Origin of the sequence: Gynuella sp. (assembly GCF_050297175.1) — a bacterium.
Taxonomy (GTDB): domain Bacteria; phylum Pseudomonadota; class Gammaproteobacteria; order Pseudomonadales; family Natronospirillaceae; genus Gynuella.
Genome location: NZ_JBNKSF010000039.1, coordinates 133,902 through 158,426 on the forward strand (window position 1 = coordinate 133,902; position 24,525 = coordinate 158,426).

Consider the following 24,525-nt stretch of genomic DNA (forward strand, 5'->3'; position numbering starts at 1 on the left):
CAAGCCATGCACTTGGTTTTACTTCAAGAAACCCAAAATGCCGACACATTCAAAATTACACTGCAACGGCCATAAATTCTTCTGACACCATCATTCTCTGTAGGCTGAATACAGACCATACTTTATTATTGAGAACATAGTGACCATCGGAAAAAGGTTGCAAACTTTCGGGAATCTCAGGCGCCATTTCTGCAGAAAACGTATCTACCGGAAAATGTTGCATACCTTCAACTGAGTCCACCACGATGCCATTGATCATATCTTCATAATCAATCACAAGAATTCGCTTGGTTTTCAAAGTCGCACTTGAACGTTCACCCAAAAAATTCACGAAATCAATAATCGGAACCAAACGTCCACGGACATTGGCCACACCATTCACCCAGGACTTAACACCCGGTAGCCTGGTATAGCCTGGAACCGATAGAATTTCTGAGATTTCATTCATGGGGGCAACATATTGACGACCGGCAACGGTGAAACCGATACCCGACCATAGCGCTCTGATTTCCCTTTGCGCCGGAAGCTGACTGGCTGCACTTCTACTGGAATCAGCAATCTGCCTGAGCAACTGAAAGGGTGTAATAGAATCGGACATAACTATTATTCTTGGCTTTTCCCTGCAAGTACTGCATTGATTGTATCCACCAGCTCCTGCTCGGCAACGGGTTTAACCAAATACCCCGATGCCCCCTGGCGACGCCCCCAAACCCGATCAGTCTCCTGATCCTTGGTGGTGACAATAATCACCGGGATGTGCGCCGTATCAGCCCCCTTGGTCAGCTGTCGTGTTGCCTGAAAGCCATTAAGGCCAGGCATAACAATGTCCATAAGCACGACGTCTGGTAGCTCCTGACGAGCCAAAGCAACTCCATCGGCACCATTTTCGGCTGTTAAAACGCTGTGGCCATGCCGCTCCAGCATTTCTTTGAAGGCGAAGGTTTCCGTCGGAGAATCATCTACTATCAAAATTCTTGCCATCATTTCATCTCATTACGGTGTGTGACTTGTTTTTTAGTTAGTTATTCTAGTCTTTAATATGTTGCCGAATGGCACCAAGTAACTCTTCTTTACCAAACGGCTTAGTAAGGTACTGGTCAGAACCAACTATTCGTCCTTTCGCTTTATCAAACAGTCCGTCTTTACTGGATAACATGATGACGGGCGTGTTTTTAAAAGACGAGTTGTTTTTAATTAATGCACATGTCTGATAACCGTCCAAACGCGGCATCATAATATCGACAAAAATGATATTTGGCTTTGTGTCTGCTATTTTGGCTAACGCGTCGAACCCATCAGTCGCAGTAAAAACTTCGCAGCCAACTTTTTTGAGAAGTGTTTCGGCCGTCCGGCGGATGGTCTTACTGTCGTCGATAACCATAACCTTCAGGTTCTCAAAATTGTCCATAGAACACCCGTTGTTCCCAGTAAATATGTGTGGATAACAAATGCGTAAAGCCTACACGGTTTAAGCCTGGGCCATACGTAAAGGCAGTCATTTTTATCACAGATTCTAGTTGTCGGCTATAACCTTCTGTAAACCCTGATAATTTTCGCTAACCAGTGCTGATTTATTCAATAACAACCCTTATTAATGTAGCGCAAATTTCGATAATATGAGAGATCTTAACCTGGAGGAAACAGATCATGACGGTCGCAGTTGGCATCGTGATGGACCCCATTCACACTATTAGCTACAAAAAAGACTCTTCTCTGGCCATGTTATGGGCCGCACAGGAGAAGGGCTGGCAACTCTATTATATGGAGCAGTCTGACCTTTGCATTGACGAAGGTCTGCCTATGGCCAACATGGCAGAGCTCAACGTCAGTCATGATCCAGACAACTTTTACACCCTTGGAGACAAACAAAAAAGACCCATCTCAGACCTGGATGTGGTACTCATGCGCAAGGATCCCCCTTTTGATCCGGAATATATTTATAGTACTTACATCCTTGAGCTAGCAGAGAAGTCTGGCACACTTATAGTTAACAAGCCACAAAGCCTGAGGGATTGCAACGAGAAAATATTTGCAACTCACTTCCCTCATTGCTGTCCACCACTACTGGTGAGCAAAGATCATGCCCAACTTAGAGAGTTTCATCAAAAACACGGCGATGTCATATTCAAACCTCTCGACGGCATGGGGGGAACCTCCATTTTTCGTACCAAACCAGATGATCCCAATGTCAGTGTAATACTTGAAACACTTACACAATATGGCCGCTCACTAATCATGGCCCAGCGCTATATTCCTGAAATCGTCAATGGTGACAAGCGCATTCTGATGATAGATGGGGAACCAGTACCCTATTGTCTGGCCAGAATTCCAGCACAGGGAGAAACCAGAGGCAATCTTGCTGCGGGTGGTCGTGGTGAAGCCAGACCGCTGACAGAAAGAGACCTTTGGATTGCGAAACAAATTGGCCCCGCCCTCAAACAAAAAGGGCTGTTATTTGTCGGACTGGACGTGATCGGTGACTATCTGACGGAAATTAACGTCACCAGTCCAACCTGTATCCGGGAAATTGATAAAGCGTATAACACCAACATTGCAGGTATGTTAATGCAGGTTATTGAAAGTAAATTGAACAGGAAGTCTCAATGAGTGTTTCGGTAGGTGCCGGCGACAGGCTTACGTTTACCATTTTTCTTGCCGCCGCAGTTCACGCGATGCTGGTTTTTGGCATCAGCTTTAATCTGGGCTCCAGCACCAAACCGGACCCATCATTGGATGTTACTCTGGTTTACCATACTTCCGACAGTGAACCGGAGAAGGCTGATTTTCTGGCTCAGTCAAATCAACAGGGCAGTGGTACTGAAGACGAAGCCAAACTGTTGCAGACCACAGAGACTTCAGAATTTGAAGACAACAGCATTCAAAACGTCAATACCGAGCAGCAAAACCTGCTCATAAAGCAACAACATGAGTCCCAGGCCAGAATCATCACAACCACCGCCGGCAGCAAGAAAATTGAGGAAAGCCAGCAGCAGGCAGATGAACAGCCGGAAGCCAATTCTGATGTTGACCAAATCGTATTGCAGCAAACCCAGGATATTGCAACATTGAAAGCAGCGCTGTCAGACATGCGACAGCGTTACGCCAATCGCCCGCGAATACGGACACTATCTGCACTATCCACCAAGAAGGCTGAAGATGCAGCCTACTTATATGAATGGCTGCAGAAGATAGAACAGGTCGGCAACCTGAACTATCCAGACGAGGCACGTCAGCGAAAGATGACTGGTGACGTACGGATGTTAGTATCATTACTGCCCAATGGCACCGTCAAGCGTATCGAAATACTGGGGTCTTCAGGGCATCAGTTGCTGGATGACGCCGCCAAACGCATCGTTCGCCTGGCTTCTCCGTTTAAACCATTTCCAGACAGCATTAAGGAAAACACTGATGAATTGGAAATTATCCGTACCTGGCGTTTTCGCACCAAGCTTGAGCTGGGCAATTAATGGCTGATTCCAAAGCAGAAATGACATTCCTGGGCTTTGATTACGGAACTTCCTGGATAGGTGTTGCCTATGGGCAGCGTATCACCAACACCGCCAAAGCCTTGAAGGTACTTCGCGCCAGAGACGGCATCCCGAACTGGGACGAAATTACAGAACTGATACAGGAATGGCATCCCGACGCTCTGATTGTCGGCAACCCCCTCAACATGGATGATTCTGTCAGCGAACTCAGCCAAAGAGCCAACAAATTCAAAAACCGACTCCACGGACGTTTTGGTTTACCGGCTTACAGCTTTGATGAGCGCCTCAGCAGCTATGAGGCCAAAGGTTTGTTACTGGAAAATAATAAAGGCAACCATGATTTTCGCAGTCAACATGTCGACGCACTGGCTGCTCAGATTATTTTACAGGGATGGCTGGATCAACACACTTCATAGCGCATCAATCTCCAGAAAGTTATCCAGCACACGATTCAGGAACAGGAACCCCTGATCCGTAGTCGCCAATCGATCCGACACAACCAACCCCTGTCGCTGCAAATTACGCCAAATATCTTCGACCACCGCAAAAGGGATACCCGTTCTACGCTCCAAAAGCGACATATCAACACCTTCTTTCAGGCGCAAAATATTCATCATAAATTCAAATGGCAGCTCTTCCCGGGGAACCTGCTTCAGTCCAGGCACCACTGTATGAATTTTTGACATATAGTCCTTGGGCAAACGGGTTTCCTGAGTCCGGAAAATACCCTGCTTTGTTGTAGATGTGAGCTTCCCATGCGCTCCCGCACCGATACCGATGTAATCACCAAACGACCAATAGTTACCGTTATGCCTGGACTGGCGATCAGACAAACTGTATGCAGACACTTCGTATTGACGATAACCATGTTGGGCCATTAAGGCCTGTCCATGTTCCTGAATGCTCCACAATAGTTCATCTTCAGGCAATATAGGTGGTCGACTGAAAAACTCCGTGTTTTTTTCAATGGTTAGCTGGTACCAACTGATATGCTCCGGGTGCAAATCAATGGCCTGCTGCAAATCGGCTATGGCCAGTTCGAGAGTCTGTCCAGGCAACCCATGCATCAGGTCAATATTCAGGTTGTCAAAACCCGCTTCCCGCGCCACAGCTACCGCTTTGAGCGCCTCATCCGCTGAGTGGATTCGTCCTAAATGATGCAATTGTGTATCGGCGAAACTTTGAATACCAATCGACAAACGATTGATTCCTGCCTGTCGAAACCGGGCAAATTTGAGCTGCTCAAAGGTACCCGGATTCGCCTCCATGGTAATCTCGCAATCTGCACTAAAATGGACACGCTGACTTAAAGAATGCAGCAATGCTGCAATTGAATCTGCCGAAAAAAGACTGGGAGTTCCTCCGCCCATAAAAACTGACTGAAGCTCTCTGCCTTCAATCCATTTCTCATAGATCTGAAAATTAGCTATGAGCGCATCAATATATTCAGCCTCAGGCAACGTATCTACAGCAGCATGTGAGTTAAAATCACAGTAGGGACATTTCCGTACACACCAGGGGAAATGGATATACAAAGATAACGGCGGAAGCTCGGTTAATGTTTTTAGGTCTGGCAAAGCCCGGTATCCTGGCTAAATGTTGTTTAACTTGAATATTTTGTCACCCTGCTGATTGATAATCACCATGGCTTTATCCATCGTAATATCACAGGCCATTTTAGGATCAGGGATCAAATCACTACGTATAAATTTCTTTTCCTGCCCATCCTTGCTGATAACGCCACAAACCCGATAATTGTGCCCCCCTTCCGGAATGGGACAGGCCGTTATTGTGTAACCTTTATATTCCATGGACTCTGAAGGGGCAGAAGCGGCACCTCCTGCAAACATTTTTTTCAAAAAGCCAAACATGCTAATTACTCCTGATTATCAAAACATCAAAAACCATTCTGGTGTAAAACCAAACGAACAATCCGTACACAATCAATAACACCAAATTAGAAAAAAGTGCTACAGATCTCATTTTTTCGATATGCCTGATCACAAAAATACTGCATCCTGATAGCTTGCGTTCAGAGCTGATCACAAGTCAGCCATGCATGGATGTAGTCGGTAAGATAGTCATTCGCTTCTTCCAGTCCAAGACCCAGGCCAGTGTCCGGTCGATCTGCTTTGCCAGATAGGATCAGCGCCAGCGGCCACTCAGGAATGCTCAGTAATTGGGTAACGTTAAACAGGCAAGCAGGAAATAGGTATCCAGGGCATTGTATTTGCCGGGTAACGAGTGTGCGAATGAAAATTATTCCATTCCCACATAAAACACCTTCTTTTCTGTCTGACTTTACCGCAGTTCTTACGGTTTCCTGATAGTTACTTATAAGACTTAGAAATCATTATCAAAAAGGATCCAAGCATGCTCAATAAAAAACAACCGCCACTGGTCCGTAAAATGCCTGTGCTGTTAGCACTGGCAATCGGACTGGGAACTCTGGCACCACAGTCGTTTGCTGATATCAAGGTGGTCGATAAAACCAAACCTGCAAATCGCGATGTTATCGAAAAAACGATCGACGCCAGCTCCGGCTCTGCTTCCACTTTCTCCCGGGCATTTGCGGTACCGATGGAGCGCTACATCATTTCCGGTCTTGCACCATCTATCGCCCGTTACCGGGGTGGCATCGATGGTTATGAAGCCACCAGTACCGAAGGTAAGACCAAGCTGAATGTAAAATCCTCAACGGCACAGGCCTATAAAGGGTACCTGGAAAACAGCCAGGAAGAGTTAATTGCCAATATCGAAAAAACGCTGGGCCGCAGTGTAACACGAGTTCAAACCCTGCAAACGGCCACCAACGCAGTGGTTATTGAATTAACTCCTGTTGAAGCGCAGAAAATTTCAGTACTGAAAGATATCAAGAGCATACAAAAAGATCAGTTGCACCAACTGGAATCCAACACCAATGTATTGGATGGTTATGCCCAACCAAGTCAGGACAGTTCTAACTGGACTTACCTCACAGCTGCTGCACTGCTATTGACCCTGGCTTTGATTTTCTGGGCCTATCGTTCAGGCAGATTCAGTAAGACTCATGCCCGCTTGGCGTCAATGCTTGCAGTACTCGGGCTGGCTGGCTGTTATTGGGAAGGTGGTTTTGCCTGGATCAATGCTCCTCAGGTGTGGAAAGGCGTTGGCCATATGAAAGGCACCATGGGCGAAGGCGTTATTGTCGGCATTATCGATACCGGTATTAACCCGATAAGTGATTCTTTTGCTGCCCGCGGTGGCGACGGCTACAAAGTCGTCAACCCACTCGACTCGTACGTCGGCGTATGTAACCCCAGTGAAGCGGTTTATGACGCGACATTCCCATGTAATGACAAGCTGATCGGAGCCTGGGGGCACCCAGCAGTTAATGATGGCAGCCCAAGAGATAAGGAAGGTCACGGCTCTCATACTGCGGGTACCAGCGCCGGAAACATTGTATTTAATGCAACCGTCAAAGCGCCTTCCGGTTATACCATCACCAAAGATATCGCTGGTGTGGCCCCTCATGCCAACATTATCGCTTACAACGTCTGCGATGAAAACGGCTGTTATTCTTCATCGATTCTCTTCGCCATTGACCGCGCTATCCAGGATGGTGTCGATGTCATCAACTATTCCATTGGTGGTGGTTCCGTTGATCCTTGGGCCAACCCAAGCGCTCTGGCTTATCTGGCTGCAATGGATGCTGGTGTTTTTGTTGCCACTTCTGCTGGTAACAGCGGCCCGGATCCTGAAACATTGGGTTCCCCGGCCGATGCTCCTTGGATCACTGCTGTCGCATCCAGTTCACACAACTTCATGTACAAAAGCGCCCTGGTTAATCTGACCGGTGGGGACACCACTCCTCCAGCAGACATCATTGGTCAGGCCATGTCAGAAGGTTATGGACCGGCAACCATTGTTGATGCTACTGATTATGGCAACCCCCTGTGTCTGGAAGATCAGTTCACTGCCAAATTTGATGGTGAAATTGTGTTGTGTGATGCCGGCGAGATTGCCCGTGTAGCAAAAGGCCAGAACGTTGCCAAAAACGGTGGTGGCGCTCTGATTCTGACACGTCCCAATACCACCCCTGATGGTACAGGTTACTGGGAAGCAGATACTCACTATATTCCTGCCGTCCATATCATGTACACCGACGCCGCCAAACTGCGCGAATGGATGAGCACCGGTAAAGAGCACATGGGCACAATTTCCGGCACGAGTACGGTTATTGCCAATGAATATGCTGATGTCCTGGCGTATTTCAGCTCCAAAGGCTCAAATTCATCAGTAGGCAGCATTGTCAAACCCAATATCACGGCACCTGGTCGTGCTATTTTTGCGGCATTTAACGAAGATTACAGCGACCTGGAACAGGACTACAACATCATCCAGGGTACCTCTATGTCGAGTCCTCACATTGCCGGTTCCGGAGCTTTGATGAAAGCGTTGCATCCAGACTGGACCCCCATGCAGATCCAATCTGCACTGATGACCACCGCCAACACCATGCAGTATAAAGAAGATGGCGTCACCATCGCAGATCCATTTGACGTGGGTGCTGGTCGGGTTGATCTGGCGATTGCCGCACGCGCAGCGCTGGTACTAGACGAAACCACCAACAATTTCCTGAAGGCCGACCCGTTTGTAAACGGAGATCCGGCAACACTGAACCTGGCATCTTTAGGGCAGAGTTCCTGCGTCGTGGACTGCAGCTGGACACGTACTGTAACCAACGTCAGTCATAAAACCACGCGCTGGAAAGCCAAATCTAAAGATGGCGTCACAGTCAGTCCGTCTTATTTCTCCCTGAACCCAGGCGAGAGTACCGAGCTGAGCTTTATGGTCGATGTATCCGAAGTACCGGCTGGCGACTGGAAGTTTACCCAGGTTGGTATCAAATCCCTGACCCATGGCGTACCGGATGTGCATTTCCCTCTGGCGGCCTTGTCTACCTTGAGCAACTTGCCGAGTGCCATTGAAATTACCTCTGCCGTTGATGCTGATGTGGCATCACTGGGCGGACTGAAAGCAGTGGAAATCACGGCAGCTGATGTCAATGTTATTGGCTTGACAAAGTCAGAAGCGACCAGCGCAGCCCTATTATCAGACCCAACCAACGGCAAGCCGTTTGATGGTTATGAAACTGCCGAGGACGGCGCATTTTTCTTTACCGTTGAAATCCCCAATGGTGCGACTCGGTTTGTTGCCGAGATTACCGCATCTGAATCAGATGATATGGACATGTTTGTGGGTCTTGGCGATACCCCAAGCGAGGCAACCATGGTAGCCAACAGTGCAACAAGCTCTGCTTTGGAATATATCAGCCTGTCTGAAGTACCAGCCACAACGTTATGGGTACTGGTGCAGAACTGGGAAAGCGGACACACCGACCCTTCTGCAGTCACAGTACACACCGCTGTTGTTGAAAATATGGACCAAGGCAACATGACAGTGACCGTTCCAACATCATTACCTGCGGGTGAAGAGTTCGCCGCTGACATCGCTTTCAGTCTGCCTGGCTCAGTAGCTGGTGACCATTACTATGGTGCGTTCTCAATTGGTACCGACAGTAGCAAACCAGGAAATCTGGGAACCATTGCGGTTGATCTGGTTCGGGAATAATTCGTTCCGACATTAACAGTTGCCGTGGCACCTGCCCGGTAACCTCAATTGTCCCCGCATCACGCGGGGACAACTCATTTATACGAGCACGCTTTTTCAAAAATCTGCAAACTGGCTGTCAACCATGCTCAGCCTGCAGAATCGACCTGGCCATCACCAGCAACGGATCATGAGCACGCTTTCGAGTATGGGCGAATAACACCCTGACATGCTTTTGTGCCTCGCAAATAATTTCAACCTCTCCACTGAGCTGTGCTTCCCTCGCACTATCGGCATGGAGCATACCAATGCCCACACCCCCTCCGATCAGAGTTCGGGTAACCACTTCACGGTCAATACTGATAATTCGCTCCGGGCGAATATTATGTGCTTCAAACAGCTGATCTGCCGCTTGCTTACAACAACTTTGAACCGTTGGACAAATCCAGGGAAGTTGCGCCAGCACCTGCCAGTCGACCGGCTTGGAGGTATCCACCAGCCCAGGTGGGGCCGCCAGAAAAATACCGAACCGCCCGACTTCCAGGCTACTGATACCTTCATCCGGTAAGTGGCTATCGTTGTAGAAACCTGCATCCAGATCACCGTTACAAATTGCTTTAAGTATTTCTGCGGTATCACCATGCTGCACCACCAGCTCCACTTCCGGGCACCGCTCCGACAACGCAATCATCAGCCGCCCAAGCGCTTCCGTACTGGCAGTGCTGGAATTACCAATATGCAGTTTGCCATTGAGTCGCCCCTTTAAACGGACGGCCTCCGCCAGAAAATCCTGATGGGCCACAAGGGTTTGTTCAGCCTTGAGCAACAGCTGCTCTCCCTCGCGGGTCAGACTCATGCCACGAGGGATGCGCTGAAACAAAATCAGCCCGAGTGTATCCTCAATAGCCTTGATATGCGCACTGACCGCTGGCTGGCTGAGACAAAGCTTTGCAGCTGCCCGGGAAATACTGCCCTCGCGTGCGACCGTCATAAATGTCTTGAGTTGATGAATTTCCATGAAATTAGAAATACCCGTGAGATGAGGTCATCAGGTTTTATCAGAGTAACCCCAGTATATGCCACCAAAGCAAATCCAACGGGGCCACGATCACAATACCAATTACAAACAGAGTCAGACACATTCTGGTCACAACGCTCATTGGCAGCTTACCCACCGACATCGCAGTGATCAAAGGAGGCGCCTGGTACGGCATAAATACATTTGAAAAAGCCAACACCTGGGTCATCAATACCGTCGCCAGAGGCAAACCCGTCAAACTGGCAAGATCTGATGCCAACGGTGTCATAACAGCAGGAATACCTGGCAGATTGGTGACCATTGCAACTAATGTGGAAATAACCGTCAAAGCGCCTATATTCCACAACGGCTGGTCACTGGAAAAGTGAGCATGGCCACTGAGATTTCTCACCAATGCCTCGCCAAGTCCACTGGCAGAAATAACGGCCCCCAAACCGATGATCCCGGCAACGAAGAATAGCGACGCAAAATTAATATCCGTGTTAAGGCATTTTGCCTTGGTCAGTCCGGAAATCGGAGCCAGGCAATACAGTGCCGCTGCCAGTCCCACCCAACCCGGTGAAACATGATGAATCGCATCAGTCAGCCAGAATAGTAAACTGAGCCCCAACACGATGATCAACCTTCGTTCCGGGGAAGTCAGCGGCGTTACATCGACAACATCGTCTGCCTGTTGCGGCAGAGGATCACGGTCCGGATACAGCCACAGGATCAGCATGACCAGTAATATAGCCTTAAACATTCCAAGAACAGGGAAATGCAGTAAAAAGTAGTCCCAGTAACTGATTTGTAACCCATGCAGATTCTCAGCCATGGCTGCCAGAATCATATTAGGTGTATTAGACGGCAAAATGGAAAAAGCCGGCAAAAAGGTTCCCAGAGATGCAGCCAGTACCATTCCCGTACGCCCCTTGGACCCCGATTCATAACCCAAATGATCAGCCAAGGCGAGAATAATCGGCACTATCAGCACAATACGCCCCATCGCCGATGGCATGACAAACGCCAGTAACAGAGCCGATGTCACGATACCGGCAATGATACTTCGATAGCGGTGACCGAGCATGCCCGAAAAGCGTCTGGCAACCCGTTGGTCCAGCCGGGTATGGCGAATAGCGGCTCCCAATACCATGCCACTGAACAGCAACCAGAACGGCGAAGAATAAAAGCCGGAAAATACGGTCTGTACTGGTGCCATATGCAGCACAATCGCCACCAGGAAAAACAATAGCGAAGTCCAATACTCCGGCATCACTGCTGTCGCCCACATAGCAATACAAAACACCGTCAATGTCGCAGCCATGGCCATCGTAACGGACAGATAAAACCCGGTAACCACGGCAACCGTCACAGTTAATACCATAATGAAAACAAGCTTGCGAAAACCCGGATGAAACCAAAACGATGACAAGGCGTTTTTCTGATGGACAGGCGTTGATAAACCCGTTGGAGAGGAAGGTTGTTGGTTTGACATCTTTTTCACCGAATACATTAACAACCGCAACCTTACCCGGGCAACGTGTCGATAATCCAATCGTATCTTTGGAGGTCTGCCCTCAGTAATGCTGATACCAACATCAGCCAGAATAATCTTCAGACAGTTTTGGTCCCGTTATGGGCTGACCCGTTTAATCACATAAGTCCGACTGAGGGCATCGTGCAACGCTCCTTTTTTATACCACCAGAAATACAAATGGATAAAAAACAGCTTAAGGGTAATAAACGATAAAAACAGACTGAAAGTACGCCATACGATGTGCCAGAATTCTGGCTTTCCTTCCGCTCGGTTGATGATTGTCATCCTTAACAAGTGTTTCATAGGAGTACACCCGTATTTATACTCGAAGAAAATAAAATAGGAAAAATAACCGGCCAGTTCCATCAGCACCATGGCCCCCAAAGACTTTTCAGGCACATTGAAGGTCAACAACCCGGCAAACAGCACCGCTCCCAGATTGATGAGCATCAGATCCAGCAGGTAAGCCAGACAACGGCTTGCCATACTGGCTTTCTGCTTGTTGAACTCCAATGCCTGCCGCTGAATGGCCTGAGCAGTCTGTTGACGCTGTTGTGCTTCCCGTTCACGCTGATCACGGAGCTGGCCACGTTGATGTTTTTTCAGGTATGTCTGGATCAGTGTAAGCTGTCGATCAGTCTCATTCAGCTCACACTCCTGTTCCAACAACGCCCGCTGCTGCAACCAGTTCATCTGCTGCTGCAACGTAAACAATGCTTCACTGTCAAACAGGTTTCGGTATACCACCGGTACTTCCCGCTCCAACCGCAGTAGACATTCAAACGTTTCCACAGCAAAACGCCGTTGTTCCAGCAGGCTCAAATCAAGTGCCTGATAGGCAAGCCGTTGGATGGAGCGTTCAAAACCCGGCTCGGTAAATTGGCAGATTAATTCATACAACTCATCCACCAGCGTCCGCATTTCAATTTGTGGCGTCTGCGGCGTTACCTCAGCATCATCAAATACAGGCGACTGAATCACAACAGGTTGATCAGCCTCAGGTGACCACGAGTTAGCGTCGTCTTCTACCCGGGCTGGTGTAATAACCGTTGCAACGATTTCCGCTGGTTCCGGCACAACAACAGGCGCAGTGTCAGCCGGTACCGGAACATCCTGCACCTGCCTGCCAGCTTTAACAGCAGACGGTTTACCAACCTGACGACTTAAGGTTTTATAAGCCCGATGTAAAGCCTGAAAACCTTCAGGATCCTCATCAGGCCGACATTTTTTCAATGCCGTTGAGTAGGCAAGCTTGATGGTTTTGGCATCATCGGTAGGCTCTATTCCCAGAACTTTCCAGGCTGACATAGTTCCCTCTTACTAAAAAATGCTGTTGGATTCCAATGCTTCCAGAAAACGGACAAACTGCTGAGTTGCCGCCTCCACCCGATGAGGAACCTGGGTTTCCAGTTCAGACTCAAAGTAGCGAATAAGGTGTTGGATTTCGATCCTATCCTCTTCCAGACTGCTTTCATATAGTCGCTCCGCCCGGGCAATCAGCTCCTTGTTCATTTCCAGGTCACGTGGGTGGAACTTCAGAGCAGCAAGGCGTTCACTGCTGTCGATCAGTTCCTGTTCCGTAAGATCGGAATCAGCATTCTGAATCTGCAGGCTGGTCTTCAGCCCGGTGGATACAACCGTAACATCCACTTCCAGTAAACCGTTCATGTCATAACTGAAGCGCACATCAATGGACTCTTCACCACGCCGGCCGGCCGGTACTTTCACCTCCAGCCCACCAAGCTTGATGTTATTCTTCACCAGCCTGCTTTCACCCTGATAAACATCCACCAGAATTTTTTTCTGATGATCTGCTGCCGTGTAATAGCGCCGGACGATACTGACAGGCACGGTGCAGTTACGTTCAATGATCGGCGAAAACAACGCCCCCATATCTCCCCGTTGATCATTGTCGTTAATCACGGCAGTCCCCAGACTGTACGGGCAGACATCTGTCAGAACCACATCCTCCAGAGCCTGATTTTTTTCTTTCAGACCGGCTTGAATTGCAGTTCCACGGGCAACGATAAGATCAGGGTCAAGATGGATGGATGGCATACGCTGAAACAACCTGGCCACCAGAGAGCGAAACACCTGCATCCGGGTGGCTCCCCCCACCAGAATAATTTCGCTCAGCTCATCAGGATGGGTACCTGCATCCCGCAGTGTTCGTTCAATCGGTACTTGAATACGGGCCAGCAGTGGCTGACAGGCATGGGCAAACTCGTCCCGGGTGATGTCGATATCAACATCACTCGATGACAGAAAACTGGGTATTTTAACGGCCCGCTCAGTACTCAAAGTGTGCTTTGCCTGTTCCAGCGTGGCATATAACTGGCGAACCTGAACCCTGGACAAGCCCTGCTGAGTACGCCCGAGTTTACTCAAATACAAATCAACCAGAAGCTCCAGGAAATCCTCACCGCCAAGAAAGTTATCACCTGCAGTGGCATGTACTTCAAGTACGCCATCAAAATACTCCATCAGCGACACATCAAACGTGCCACCGCCAAGATCGAGGATGATAAATTTAGAGTCTTCGGGTTTTTCATGCAGGCCGTATGCAAGTGCTGCAGCAGTCGGCTCATTGATCAGACGATCCACTTTCAGGCCGATCAGTTCTGCCGCCGCTTTGGTCGCCTTACGCTGAATGTCATTAAAGTAAGCAGGAACGCTGATAATTGCTTCGCTGACCGGCTCCCCAAGGAAAACCTCGGCATCATCCCGCAGGCTTTTCAATACCATGGCAGATAACTCAACCGGTGAATACACCTGCTGTCCCAGTTTGACCTGTTGCCGGCTCCCCATATAGCGTTTGAATGTGGCAGCACAACCTGCCGGCTCCACCATACGCCGAGCCTTGGCAAACTTACCCACTATCAACTCTCCGGTTTCATCAATTCCCACGACAGACGGCGTAAGGTATTCACCAAACCGATTGGGTATTAACTCAATTCCATCTTCTTTCCAATATCCACAGGCACTGTTTGTAGTTCCCAGGTCAATGCCGATAATACTCATCAATCCTTGCTCCTCAATCGCTGAAAGCTCAATAAAAACGGAAACATCCCGTGCTTTTAGGGGTGCCGGTATAAAAGTTATGCACCTGCCTGTCATGACGAAGGCTGGTAATTCCGGCTCTGCCAGAAAGACGGAGTCCTACAAGAGACATGACATGGTACGATGGATGTATGAGGGAAAAAGCGACATCAATTCGGATACGCCGCAACAATCGGGCTAAGGTCCAACAACAGACTGTTTTTAAATGAATCGTGTCGTTTAGCTGCATTCCATTACCCGCTATATCCTTGACTATGAACAGAACAATTGTATTAAAAAAGAAGCGCAGTGCAAAAAATGTCGGTGATTACGGAATTAGAAAATCAATTAATGTGAGCCAGCAGGGGTTTATTTACACTGACACTTGACCGACAGCATAGAACTCTATCAAACAACTCTCTTTTGAAGCGACACCAAGAATTCCATATTCGGCCTTTATATAGGTACTTTTTATTAATCTGACAGGCAATCCACACACCACAAATTCCTGAAATTGGACTTCCCCGTTCAGTTTATATATTTGCAGGCCACATAATCGAATACGGTTACCCATATTCGTTATCCCCGGAACTTACAGAATGCCTCTTTGAACAAAGCATTACAATGCATTCAGGCATGTTTGGGTGGGTGATAACGATGTCGTACTCACAATCGTAATCCAGGCAATAGCAATTTGAATAGATCCGTCTGAAGTCAAAGACTGATCTGAAGAGTGCCAATATCACTCTGTTTTCCATCATAAATGGGTAGATCGTGGCCATATTATGTAACATGGCAAAGACAGCTGTTCCCTGACATCATTGATCACTTATCCGGCGACGTTATATCTCAAGCGATATACCGGAAAGCCGGTCTCAGGATGAGGTTTCCGGCACATCACTTCGAAGCCATATAAGTCGTAAAATCGCTTACCGTTGAGATTGTCACAAAATACTTCAAGCTCCAGAGTCCTGTGCAAAGCGGAGGCTTTATCCAACAATGCTCTGCCTATTCCCATACTCTGATACGACGGGTCAACAAACAAAGCGCCCACTTCATGACCCAGCAGAGACACAAAACCAACCACATGTTCGTCCAGCTCTGCCACCCAGGTGTCTGCGTTTGGCAGATAATCCGTCGGAATGATCTCACGAATCTGTTTAATAAATTCATTGCTTAAAAATGGATGAGCCTGCCGGTTACCACTTTCCCAGACAGATAAAACCAGTTCCAGATCAGCAGCACTATAAGGCCGGATCACATACGACATAGTAATTTTCCTTTCACGCAATCTCTCCGGAGAGAACAAAATAAAACACTCATAAATATTTGAAGCACAGCAACAGAATAAAGTCTATGTGCCGATAAGGGGAAAAACAGCATCTTCGTACAATGTTCATACGGTTAATTTTCGGAAGTCAAAATAAACATATAACCGGATCAGAATTCATCTTCAACAGCACAATACGATCCTATCAACGATCTCTGTTTTATAACTCAGCCAGAAACAATCCAATATACTTTTTGAGAGATAAATGAGTAGGAGTATATTTTCGATAATTCCATACACTTACCATATAAAATTCCAGCCGATTGTTTTTACACAAAGAAATCTATGGATACTCCAAAGAGTGTCGATGAAGACACCAGAGCAATACAAAACATGCCAACATCCGCCATTCATCATCTACAAATAACCGAATTTTGCAGATTTTTTTAGCTCATTTTCGGCGACAAAGGTCATTATTCAGAGTCATAAAACTATTTTCTGGTGCAAAATTTTTCCACAAATGCCGATCTGGTTTACATACCCATGAGCTGAGTACAAACTCTCGCCACCATACATTGTTCTCGCCACAAATTTTTTCATTTCTGTTTAATAATCAAGCCATAAAAAATATTTCATCTTGCATATTTGTCATAATTATAAATAATACGAGCAGCCCGACTAAGAACATTATCAGAATACCTTTCTTATAAGACACTGACGAACCAACATCCCCGGTTAATAAGTATACAAACAGAAAACCCGCCACAAAAAATTATCAGGCATCACGATTGACAAAGTTTCAGCAGCTCCTTTATGGTTGCATTAATGTCTGACAGCTGACAGATCTTCAACTAGAATCTACCTGAAGACCAATACGGAAATATGAATGACAGATCATGTTCTGCCATTATTAAAATTGTCTCCCCGTAACCACGCATATCTGTTGGTAACTTTATCACTTAAGGCGCTTATAAGGTGAATGAACATCCGTTTTTCATTGGTGAATGGCAGGTATCTCCTAAGACCAATACCATTCGTTGTGGCGAGATTGTGCGCCAGCTTGAACCAAGAGTCATGGATGTCCTGGTAGCACTTTCGAACCAGAAAGGCCAACCATTGAGTGCTGACGAAATTGTCCAGCAATGCTGGGGCAACACTGAGATCGGTGATAACCCGGTTCACAAGGCCATTAATCAATTACGTCGGGCGCTGGGAGATAAACCCAGTGAGCCTCTGTATGTGGAGACCATTCGTAAACGGGGTTACCGTATCGTTGCTGAATTAAGTTTTCCTGCATCTGAAACCGTCACCGAACTATGGCAAAACAAGTCGCCATTTCCTGGCTTACGCGCGTTTTCCAGCAGCGATGCAGCGGTATTTTTTGGCCGTAACGAACAGATAGTCACCTTGTTGCAACAACTGTCCGGACAAGTCAGTAACGGCCACACATTCTGTCTCATTCTCGGTCCCAGTGGCAGCGGTAAATCATCTCTACTGAACGCAGGGGTCATTCCTGCTTTGGAAGATCGCAAAGGTTATGATGGTATTGGAGTATTGTCACATACGAGCCTCGACTTTGCGGATATTGGTAAACATCAGCTGTTTATGGATCTGGCAGCCGCGATGCTGGATTGGGAGATTGACAGCACTCCGCTGTTCGAGGGTTGCAGTGCCGAGACACTGGTGACAATGCTTACCAAACAAATTGACGATCTTATCGATCACTGCCGGCAACGCATTGCTGCCACGGAAACAAGCTATGCCTTGCCCCAGTTATCACTGTTTATCGATCGTCTTGAAGTCTTATTGTCTTCACCGTTATTCAGCACAGAAGAGCGTGATCAGTTTTTAAATATTATTGATTATCTGGCTCGATCCGGCGGTATATTAATACTCAGTGCCTGTCGAAATGATTTTTATCCACTGGTCGTGGGCCACCCGGTCCTAATGGCGATAAAAGCCAGCGGTGCAGTATTCGACCTTATGCCGCCCACGCGACTGGAGCTGATGCAAATGATCAGGCTGCCAGCAACCGCCGCAGGGCTTGCCTGGGCACGAGATCCTGTCACACAGATTCCACTGGACGAAATACTCTGTGCTGACGCATCAGACCATCCTGACTCCCTGCCTATGCTGCAATACACTCTGGAAGCCTTATATCAGCAGCGCTCCTCTGATAATGAACTGCTGGTATCGGTCTATCAGCAACTGGGGGGGATAGACGGTGCCATTGGTCGCAAAGCTGAAGAGATTTTCCTGAGTTTGCCTACTAACCGCCAGGCTGCTCTACCCGGAATACTGCCCATGCTGCTGACCATGACCGACGATGGCAAAAGCATTACCAGCCGCACTGCCGCCTGGACACAATTGCAGCATCAGGATCAGATAGAGCTGGTGCAGGCGCTGATTGATCACCGGCTACTGGTTTCACACCTTTATCATGATGAACCCTGTTTCAGTGTCTGCCACGAAGCACTATGGCAACACTGGCCTCGGGTGCAAACCTGGATCAGAGACCATCGCGACAGCCTGGCCATCAAAACCCGGCTGCAACAACAGGCACAACGCTGGCAACAGGAACAGCGTAGTCAGGATTTCCTGCTGGCAAAGGGAAAACCTTTGCAGGAAGCACAAGAACTGCAGGAGCAAAACCTGTTTGTGCTGGATGTATCGGAACGGGAACTGATCAAAGCCTCAGCCAGACGGGCAGAATTAAGGCACTGGCTCAACCGGGCCATTATCGCTTTGCTGTGCACACTGACACTGACGTCGATATTTATGAGCATCCGCAGCCATCAGGCCGAAACTCTGGCTCGCCAGAAACGCCTGGAAGCTGAAAATCTGCTCGGTTTCATGGTAGGTGAGTTTGCCGACAAGCTCAGAAGCGTCAAACGAATGGATTTGCTCGATGGTATCAGCAATGAAGCTTTGGCTTATTTCAGTACGCAGGAACAACAGCGCAACCAAGATACATTCCTGCCCTTTTTAAAGAACGATCTCAGTTTCAAGTCCATGTTTCAGCAGGCGCGAACCCTTGGAGCCATCGGTGAAGTGGCTTATTCGCGAGACCGGATTGATGAAGCTAGACAGGCTTTTGAAGCTGCCAATACAATCCTGCAACCATTGGTTCAGCAACAAAAAGACAATCTGGACCTGCTCAAGGAGTCGGGAGCTAATGCGTTCTGGCTCGGCCAACTCGAATATGATGACTGGAACCTGGATGCCGCACTGGCATGGTTTGATACCTACCGAAACTACAGCGAGCGCATGTATGCGCTGGCACCCGATAGCCTGGATACCATTCTCGAACTGTCAGACGCCTACAGTACCATGGGCTCCCTATATCTGGAGCAACAGAATTATCCAGCTGCACAAACAGCCTTCGAGTCATCGCTGTCCTATACCCAACAGGCCATTCAGATGGAACCCAGCGATGAAACCCTGCACATGAATCAGGCAGATACGCTGTCATGGCTGGGCTCTGTCGCCAAACATCTTGGTGATTTGCAACAAGCAATTGAGCTGAATCTGAACGGCCAACAGGAACTGGAGAAGGCCCTTGAGCGGGAACCCGACAATGCCAACATTATTGAGAGTCTGGCTTACTCATACACCCAACAGGCCAGAATGCTGAATTACCGCACGGAGTATCATCAGGCCAGTGACAAAGTGGATCAGGCCATCACCATGATGGAAAAAGGATTGGTCCAGGATCCTGAAAATACCGGATGGCAGGACTATCTACTGGGACTGAAAGCCTTCCGGCGACTGTTACAGGCAAACAAAGGGCACCCCGACGACGCTGAATTGACAGCCGAGATAGAGGTATCTATGGATCACATCATAGAAAATGCCGCGATTGATCCATCCACCCTGATCGACACTATTCGGTACTATCAGGTAAAACATGACTGGTCAAAAAGTAAAGTACTTATCGAACAGGCACAAATACAGCTTGATGCCGCACATTCGACCGATACTTTATCCAGCTACGCGTTACAGGCGCTGGCAGAAATCAAGTTGATGCACGCCCGGCTGGATGATCAAAACAATAACGGGCAACACAAGCGGCAAGCCTGTCAGGAAGCCATTGAGCTACTACAACCCCTGCTCGAAAAAAGCCGCAGCGCTGAATATCTGATGCCCTTTGTACAGGCACACCATTGTCTGGGCCAGCAATCGTTGATTCAAAACGAAGTGGAGGCATTACGACAAATGGGCATTTCCGAGATCGGCTTTATGCTTGTCAGTGGCGCACAATAACAGGACTTTTTATAACGGGACGCGGGCGTTTTATGCACCTGTGCCCCTATGATGCACTAACCATAGTGGTTCGTAATTGAGAAGGAGAAGTCTATGCAACAGGTAAAATTTAAAGTAACGGTGGACACATCAATCATTCCCCCGATTTTTGTGTTTTATAATGAAAACAAACAAATCACCAATGGATCTGTCACCGTCCAAGGGTGCCCCACAGAAATATACTACACCCTGGAAAGCCCTGGTTACTTTATGCAAAAACCAGCGATCAATGACGACTTCAATAGTGACATCTCTTACACTTTCCAGGACAACGGAAAAACCTTGGTGCTCATGGATCAGGGCTCAAGATCCAACGAAGACGTCGGACTCCAACTGATCATTGAAAACATTCAGACCGGGCAACGCTATGCAAGTCCGGACCCTCGCATTAAAAATAAACGCCCTTAACTGATCACTGGGCATACCACCATTCATCCCGGCCGGGCGACATGTTAAATAATATCTTTCAGTCGTCATCGGCCACCTTCCCAACTCGACAAACTACCTCATTTTTTTCAGCACTTATTGTTGTTTTTCAACTGCCTGAAGCATTGTTTTCTTAACAATCAAAAAACACATAAAAACCTTAAAAATCAATAAGTTATAATTCAGAAGAATACCGGAAGGTTAGGCAGATCATTTTTCTTTACAGTGCACTCATCACATCAGCAGGCAAATATGATTTGCGAGGCAGTTATGAGCAAAACCAGCTGTTCAAAGGATAATAACCATCGCGCCCTGTCAAACCAGGCGCGACCCAACAAAACGTTTGTACCGGCCGAGGAAAGTCATCGGATCAGCCGCTTTTACAACATCCTTCATAATATTGCCGAAGGAGTGTTCATCGTTAACGACGAAGGGGTGATTGAACTGATCAACCCTCTGGGCGTGACATTTTTCGGAGCTCCGGCAGAATCGCTCCTCGGGCAAAAATGGTTTTACTTCCTGACCAATCATTATTATGAGCAGTATCAGGATATTTTTGCCAACTGGAAAAACAATCAGAATCAGCCACTCAGACATGGTCCGAAGGAAGTAGTCATCAACCGGGTTGATGGCACTCTGGTGGAGGCAGACCTGTCATTGTCTTTTCTGCCCACAAACATGACCGGCATGACACCGCTCTTTATCGGAGTACTGCACAACCTGAGTCAACATAAGGCTCAATATCGGGAATTACGTAAACAAGCCTATACCGACCAACTGACCGGATTGCCAAACCGTTACGATCTCGAACAAAAACTGGAAACATGTTGGAATCAATGCATAAACAATCATCAACCTCTCAGCCTGATTCTGATCGACGTGGATTACTTCAAAACCTTTAACGATCAATTCGGTCATCTAAATGGGGATAAATGCCTGCAGAAAATTGCCCAGGTATTACAGGATTGCCTGCCTTCCAACGACAGCCTGGCAGCCCGCTATGGCGGAGAAGAGTTTGTGCTGATATTGCCTCATTGTCCGGTACAGGGAGCCAAACTCGTGGCCCAGCATATACAAAAAGCCATCTGCGCATTGACGTTCACCGACATGCAGCTCGACGCTCATTTGAGCATCAGCGTCAGCCAGGGAATCGCCTGCAATCAAGGTGGCCAATACCGCACACCGGAAGCGCTCATCTTCGCCGCAGATACAGCACTTTACCGTGCCAAGACAGACGGCCGGAACCGGATCAACCTTAGTCTCTAGCCGGATATTGATGTTTCTGGGATGGGTGCGGATATCCGCCTGCGCCCCCTCAGTGCAGATCCTACCGAATTTTTTGCCCTGAACATCATTGACTGGCATTGGTAATGCCCAGCACACGCTTGTTGAAACATGCTGATAACCACTCAAAACATTGATAGCAGTCATTCTTTCTAACGATTGACACGGAAAATTGCAGCACTTCTGAGTATTACCTCTATAATCCGCCGCCTGCCAGACGTTACAACTGCGTCGAAATCACCTTTGCCAGTTACAAAAATGGAGAACCATCTATGGCTCAGATACAGAAAATGGTGAAAAACATCGGCTTTCAGGTAGTGGTTGCTATGATTATCGGCGCTATTGCGGGTGCACTCATGGGCCAACAGGCAGCCATGTTTGCGCCCTTGGGAGCAATATTTATACACTTAATTAAAATGTTGGTTATACCGCTGATTGCAGTCTCCATCATTGCTGGTGCCGCCAATCTGGGTGACAGCCCGGCGGCCGGAAAAATTGGCCTGACAACCTTCGGCTTCTTTCTGCTGACATCTGCCGCAGCCGTTGCTCTGGCTTTGTCCATGGGCGCCATTTTCAAACCAGGTGCAGGGCTTGATCTGAGCGCCGCACAACACTTCTTTTCCAATGACTACGCCGACAAAGGTGCCGTACCTGGATTTTTCGATACCATTCTGGGCATGATCCCCACTAACGTTTTTCAATCACTCAACGATGCCAACATTCTGCAGATCATGGTGTTTTGCCTGTTTCTGGGCATTGCAATTGCCAAGCAGGACAATAGCCGTACCAAACCTCTGATGGAAGGTCTGGACACCCTGATCCAGGCATTTATCTGGATGATCAATATCGTCATGCTGGTTGCCCCAATTGGAGTGTTTGGCTTGATGGCCGATGCCGTCGGTACCTTTGGTTTTGGAATGTTGATGCTGGTCGCCAAACTGTTTGCCGTCTATCTGCTGGCTATTCTGCTGTATGGCTTTGTATTTTATCCACTGCTGGTCAAGCTCTTCTCCAATACATCCCCATTGGATTTCATCAACAAGATGAAAAAACCCCAGGCTGTTGCGCTATCCACCGCGTCCAGTATGGCAACTCTGCCTGTCAACATGGAAACCTGTGAAGAAGAACTGAAAATCTCCAAACCGACCTGCTCTTTTGTGCTGCCTCTGGGAGCCACAATCAATATGAGCGGGAATGCCATTTATTATGGCCTGGTGGCGATCTTTTTTGCCCAGCTGTTTAACGTCGATCTGACCATGACCAGCTATGTGGCCATCATCTTTACCGCCACGATCGGTGCCATCGGTCAAGCCGGCGTACCGGGTCCTTCCTTTTTGGTAGTGGCCGTACTACTGGCCGCCAAAATCCCCATCGAAGGGCTGCCGTTACTGTTTGCCCTGGATCGTATTTTTGACATGATCCGTACAGCTCTGAACATCACTGGCGATGCTGCCTGTGCTGTGATCGTTGATCGTTTTGCCGGCGAAAAATCTGCCTGAACCGGTTATAACCGGGCAGCGTCAGAGCTGTCCGGTATCATCCTGCGCGACAAACCCACTCGCTTCCTGTAGAAAGTCCACGAATACTCTGTTGGCTTGGGATAAATATCCTCCTTTGCGCCAGGCAATACAGAGATCCAGCAGAATCGGCTGATCAAACGATAGTGTGACCAGCTCCGGATCGTCTTCAACCGCCATGTTCAGCAGCGTGGATATACCAAACCCTTGTTTGACAATCGCCCGGATGAGCGGCACCAGATTGGTTTCAAAGCCGATATTCGGAGTACAGCCAACCTCTCTGGCCAAACGATCCAGCACCTTGCGATGAAAATAGCCGGGTTTGAACATGGCCAGTTCTTCAGCAAAAAATTCCTCCAGACTGACAGAACTGCGACCGGCAAACGGATGTTCCCTGGCCACCACCACCCGCATTTCCTCACGCAGAAAGGCCCGAGCTTCCAGCATCTCGGGAATCTGCTGCGATTCAATAACCGCCAGATCCAGCTCACCTTTCTCCAGCATCTGCTGCAACTGTACCGCCCCTCCTTCATGTACCGAAAACACCAGTCCGGGGTAACGATGCCGGAAGGCCATCAGGATCGGCGGAAAATAAAATGACCCGAGCATGCTCGGAATACCGACCCGCACTTCGCCACGCTCCAATCCCTTTAATTCCTGCATTTCCAATTCTGCATCGCTGACTGCCTGAAGAATTTTCTCTGCCTGCACAAACAGTCGCTGTCCTTCATCTGTCAGTGCGATAGTCCGTTCACGGCGATGAAACAAAGTCAGCTGCAGCTCATCTTCGAGTTTGCGAATCGACATACTGATGGCCGGCTGGGCCAGATTGAGCCGCTCAGCAGCGCGGGTAAAACTACCCAGCCGAGCCACTTCATAAAAATACCGCAAGGGTTTGAGTTCCATAGCAACGATCGCACCATCAGACGTATCAACAGAGACATAAATAATAGTGATCATACTGATAACTTCCATATATTTTTATTATGCTTCTTTCAGGGATATAGTGCAGGCAGCTCCACGATGCTCGACCTTGTTCAGGTTTTACAGGA

At 48.1% G+C, this 24,525-nt stretch carries 19 protein-coding genes; 8 read left to right on the forward strand and 11 right to left on the reverse strand.

The window, feature by feature from the left end:
• Positions 1-55: 55 nt before the first annotated feature.
• The 3 genes from ACQY6I_RS16760 to pilG are packed head-to-tail and all read right to left on the reverse strand — an operon-like array spanning position 56 to position 1,408.
• A complete protein-coding gene (locus tag ACQY6I_RS16760; protein ID WP_428242650.1) occupies positions 56-598 on the reverse strand; it encodes a chemotaxis protein CheW in 543 nt (180 codons plus the stop codon).
• 5 nt (positions 599-603) lie between these two features.
• A complete protein-coding gene (pilH, locus tag ACQY6I_RS16765; RefSeq protein WP_044619797.1) occupies positions 604-981 on the reverse strand; it encodes a twitching motility response regulator PilH in 378 nt (125 codons plus the stop codon).
• A 46-nt stretch (positions 982-1,027) separates the two neighbouring features.
• Positions 1,028-1,408 carry a twitching motility response regulator PilG gene (gene pilG / locus ACQY6I_RS16770; protein WP_044616249.1) on the reverse strand — a complete coding sequence of 127 codons (381 nt, stop codon included), beginning with the start codon at positions 1,406-1,408 and terminating at the stop codon, positions 1,028-1,030.
• A gap of 239 nt (positions 1,409-1,647) precedes the next feature.
• Here pilG and gshB point away from each other — a divergent pair, with 239 nt between their 5' ends.
• Genes gshB through ruvX form a run of 3 tightly spaced genes read left to right on the forward strand, consistent with a single transcriptional unit; the run spans position 1,648 to position 3,904 of the window.
• On the forward strand, positions 1,648-2,607 hold the full coding sequence (gshB, locus tag ACQY6I_RS16775) for a glutathione synthase (RefSeq protein ID WP_428242651.1): 960 nt from the start codon (positions 1,648-1,650) through the stop codon (positions 2,605-2,607).
• Complete coding sequence (locus ACQY6I_RS16780; RefSeq protein WP_428242652.1) at positions 2,604-3,467, forward strand: energy transducer TonB; 864 nt, start codon at positions 2,604-2,606, stop codon at positions 3,465-3,467. The genes gshB and ACQY6I_RS16780 overlap by 4 nt, the downstream gene beginning before the upstream one ends.
• Entirely contained in the window at positions 3,467-3,904 is a 438-nt protein-coding gene (ruvX, locus tag ACQY6I_RS16785; RefSeq protein ID WP_428242653.1) for a Holliday junction resolvase RuvX, read from the forward strand. The genes ACQY6I_RS16780 and ruvX overlap by 1 nt, the downstream gene beginning before the upstream one ends.
• Here ruvX and hemW read toward each other — a convergent pair.
• Together hemW and ACQY6I_RS16795 are read right to left on the reverse strand one after the other, a co-directional pair.
• Positions 3,899-5,065, reverse strand: a complete 1,167-nt coding sequence (hemW, locus tag ACQY6I_RS16790; protein ID WP_428242654.1) for a radical SAM family heme chaperone HemW — start codon at positions 5,063-5,065, stop codon at positions 3,899-3,901. The two genes, ruvX and hemW, sit on opposite strands and share 6 nt — an antisense overlap.
• Positions 5,066-5,080: 15 nt before the next feature.
• Positions 5,081-5,359, reverse strand: coding sequence for an HlyU family transcriptional regulator (locus ACQY6I_RS16795; RefSeq protein ID WP_428242655.1), 279 nt, complete (start codon positions 5,357-5,359; stop codon positions 5,081-5,083).
• Between the two features lie 502 nt (positions 5,360-5,861).
• Here ACQY6I_RS16795 and ACQY6I_RS16800 point away from each other — a divergent pair.
• Positions 5,862-9,101, forward strand: a complete 3,240-nt coding sequence (locus ACQY6I_RS16800) for a S8 family serine peptidase (RefSeq protein ID WP_428242656.1) — start codon at positions 5,862-5,864, stop codon at positions 9,099-9,101.
• Between the two features lie 118 nt (positions 9,102-9,219).
• On the opposite strand, the gene ACQY6I_RS16805 is transcribed toward ACQY6I_RS16800, so the two are convergent.
• The 5 genes from ACQY6I_RS16805 to ACQY6I_RS16825 all read right to left on the reverse strand — a co-directional run bounded on the left by ACQY6I_RS16805 (position 9,220) and on the right by ACQY6I_RS16825 (position 15,944).
• On the reverse strand, positions 9,220-10,098 hold the full coding sequence (locus ACQY6I_RS16805) for a LysR family transcriptional regulator (RefSeq protein ID WP_428242657.1): 879 nt from the start codon (positions 10,096-10,098) through the stop codon (positions 9,220-9,222).
• A 40-nt stretch (positions 10,099-10,138) separates the two neighbouring features.
• Positions 10,139-11,593, reverse strand: coding sequence for an SLC13 family permease (locus ACQY6I_RS16810; RefSeq protein WP_428242658.1), 1,455 nt, complete (start codon positions 11,591-11,593; stop codon positions 10,139-10,141).
• A 138-nt stretch (positions 11,594-11,731) separates the two neighbouring features.
• Positions 11,732-12,943, reverse strand: coding sequence for an RDD family protein (locus tag ACQY6I_RS16815; RefSeq protein ID WP_428242659.1), 1,212 nt, complete (start codon positions 12,941-12,943; stop codon positions 11,732-11,734).
• 12 nt (positions 12,944-12,955) lie between these two features.
• Complete coding sequence (locus tag ACQY6I_RS16820) at positions 12,956-14,656, reverse strand: Hsp70 family protein (RefSeq protein ID WP_428242660.1); 1,701 nt, start codon at positions 14,654-14,656, stop codon at positions 12,956-12,958.
• Between the two features lie 847 nt (positions 14,657-15,503).
• On the reverse strand, positions 15,504-15,944 hold the full coding sequence (locus tag ACQY6I_RS16825) for a GNAT family N-acetyltransferase (RefSeq protein WP_428242661.1): 441 nt from the start codon (positions 15,942-15,944) through the stop codon (positions 15,504-15,506).
• A 975-nt stretch (positions 15,945-16,919) separates the two neighbouring features.
• On the opposite strand from ACQY6I_RS16825, the gene ACQY6I_RS16830 reads away from it, so the two are divergent.
• The 4 genes from ACQY6I_RS16830 (at position 16,920) to ACQY6I_RS16845 (ending at position 23,455) form a co-directional block, all read left to right on the forward strand.
• A complete protein-coding gene (locus ACQY6I_RS16830) occupies positions 16,920-20,207 on the forward strand; it encodes a winged helix-turn-helix domain-containing protein (RefSeq protein ID WP_428242662.1) in 3,288 nt (1,095 codons plus the stop codon).
• A gap of 93 nt (positions 20,208-20,300) precedes the next feature.
• Positions 20,301-20,654 carry a DP-EP family protein gene (locus ACQY6I_RS16835; protein ID WP_428242663.1) on the forward strand — a complete coding sequence of 118 codons (354 nt, stop codon included), beginning with the start codon at positions 20,301-20,303 and terminating at the stop codon, positions 20,652-20,654.
• A gap of 288 nt (positions 20,655-20,942) precedes the next feature.
• Positions 20,943-21,938 (forward strand): diguanylate cyclase domain-containing protein, encoded by a 996-nt coding sequence (locus ACQY6I_RS16840; RefSeq protein WP_428242664.1) that lies wholly within the window; start codon positions 20,943-20,945, stop codon positions 21,936-21,938.
• Positions 21,939-22,228: 290 nt separating this feature from the next.
• Positions 22,229-23,455 carry a dicarboxylate/amino acid:cation symporter gene (locus ACQY6I_RS16845; protein WP_428242665.1) on the forward strand — a complete coding sequence of 409 codons (1,227 nt, stop codon included), beginning with the start codon at positions 22,229-22,231 and terminating at the stop codon, positions 23,453-23,455.
• Positions 23,456-23,476: 21 nt separating this feature from the next.
• Here ACQY6I_RS16845 and ACQY6I_RS16850 read toward each other — a convergent pair whose 3' ends face one another.
• Positions 23,477-24,379 (reverse strand): LysR family transcriptional regulator, encoded by a 903-nt coding sequence (locus tag ACQY6I_RS16850; RefSeq protein ID WP_428242739.1) that lies wholly within the window; start codon positions 24,377-24,379, stop codon positions 23,477-23,479.
• Positions 24,380-24,525 lie beyond the last annotated feature (146 nt).

Coding starts and splice junctions, on each gene's coding strand:
- ACQY6I_RS16760 (WP_428242650.1), bottom strand. CDS start 598: ATGTCCGATTCTATTACACCCTTTCAGTTGCTCAGGCAGATTGCTGAT.
- pilH (WP_044619797.1), bottom strand. CDS start 981: ATGGCAAGAATTTTGATAGTAGATGATTCTCCGACGGAAACCTTCGCC.
- pilG (WP_044616249.1), bottom strand. CDS start 1,408: ATGGACAATTTTGAGAACCTGAAGGTTATGGTTATCGACGACAGTAAG.
- gshB (WP_428242651.1), top strand. CDS start 1,648: ATGACGGTCGCAGTTGGCATCGTGATGGACCCCATTCACACTATTAGC.
- ACQY6I_RS16780 (WP_428242652.1), top strand. CDS start 2,604: ATGAGTGTTTCGGTAGGTGCCGGCGACAGGCTTACGTTTACCATTTTT.
- ruvX (WP_428242653.1), top strand. CDS start 3,467: ATGGCTGATTCCAAAGCAGAAATGACATTCCTGGGCTTTGATTACGGA.
- ACQY6I_RS16795 (WP_428242655.1), bottom strand. CDS start 5,359: ATGTTTGGCTTTTTGAAAAAAATGTTTGCAGGAGGTGCCGCTTCTGCC.
- ACQY6I_RS16800 (WP_428242656.1), top strand. CDS start 5,862: ATGCTCAATAAAAAACAACCGCCACTGGTCCGTAAAATGCCTGTGCTG.
- ACQY6I_RS16805 (WP_428242657.1), bottom strand. CDS start 10,098: ATGGAAATTCATCAACTCAAGACATTTATGACGGTCGCACGCGAGGGC.
- ACQY6I_RS16810 (WP_428242658.1), bottom strand. CDS start 11,593: ATGTCAAACCAACAACCTTCCTCTCCAACGGGTTTATCAACGCCTGTC.
- ACQY6I_RS16815 (WP_428242659.1), bottom strand. CDS start 12,943: ATGTCAGCCTGGAAAGTTCTGGGAATAGAGCCTACCGATGATGCCAAA.
- ACQY6I_RS16820 (WP_428242660.1), bottom strand. CDS start 14,656: ATGAGTATTATCGGCATTGACCTGGGAACTACAAACAGTGCCTGTGGA.
- ACQY6I_RS16825 (WP_428242661.1), bottom strand. CDS start 15,944: ATGTCGTATGTGATCCGGCCTTATAGTGCTGCTGATCTGGAACTGGTT.
- ACQY6I_RS16835 (WP_428242663.1), top strand. CDS start 20,301: ATGCAACAGGTAAAATTTAAAGTAACGGTGGACACATCAATCATTCCC.
- ACQY6I_RS16840 (WP_428242664.1), top strand. CDS start 20,943: ATGAGCAAAACCAGCTGTTCAAAGGATAATAACCATCGCGCCCTGTCA.
- ACQY6I_RS16845 (WP_428242665.1), top strand. CDS start 22,229: ATGGCTCAGATACAGAAAATGGTGAAAAACATCGGCTTTCAGGTAGTG.
- ACQY6I_RS16850 (WP_428242739.1), bottom strand. CDS start 24,379: ATGGAACTCAAACCCTTGCGGTATTTTTATGAAGTGGCTCGGCTGGGT.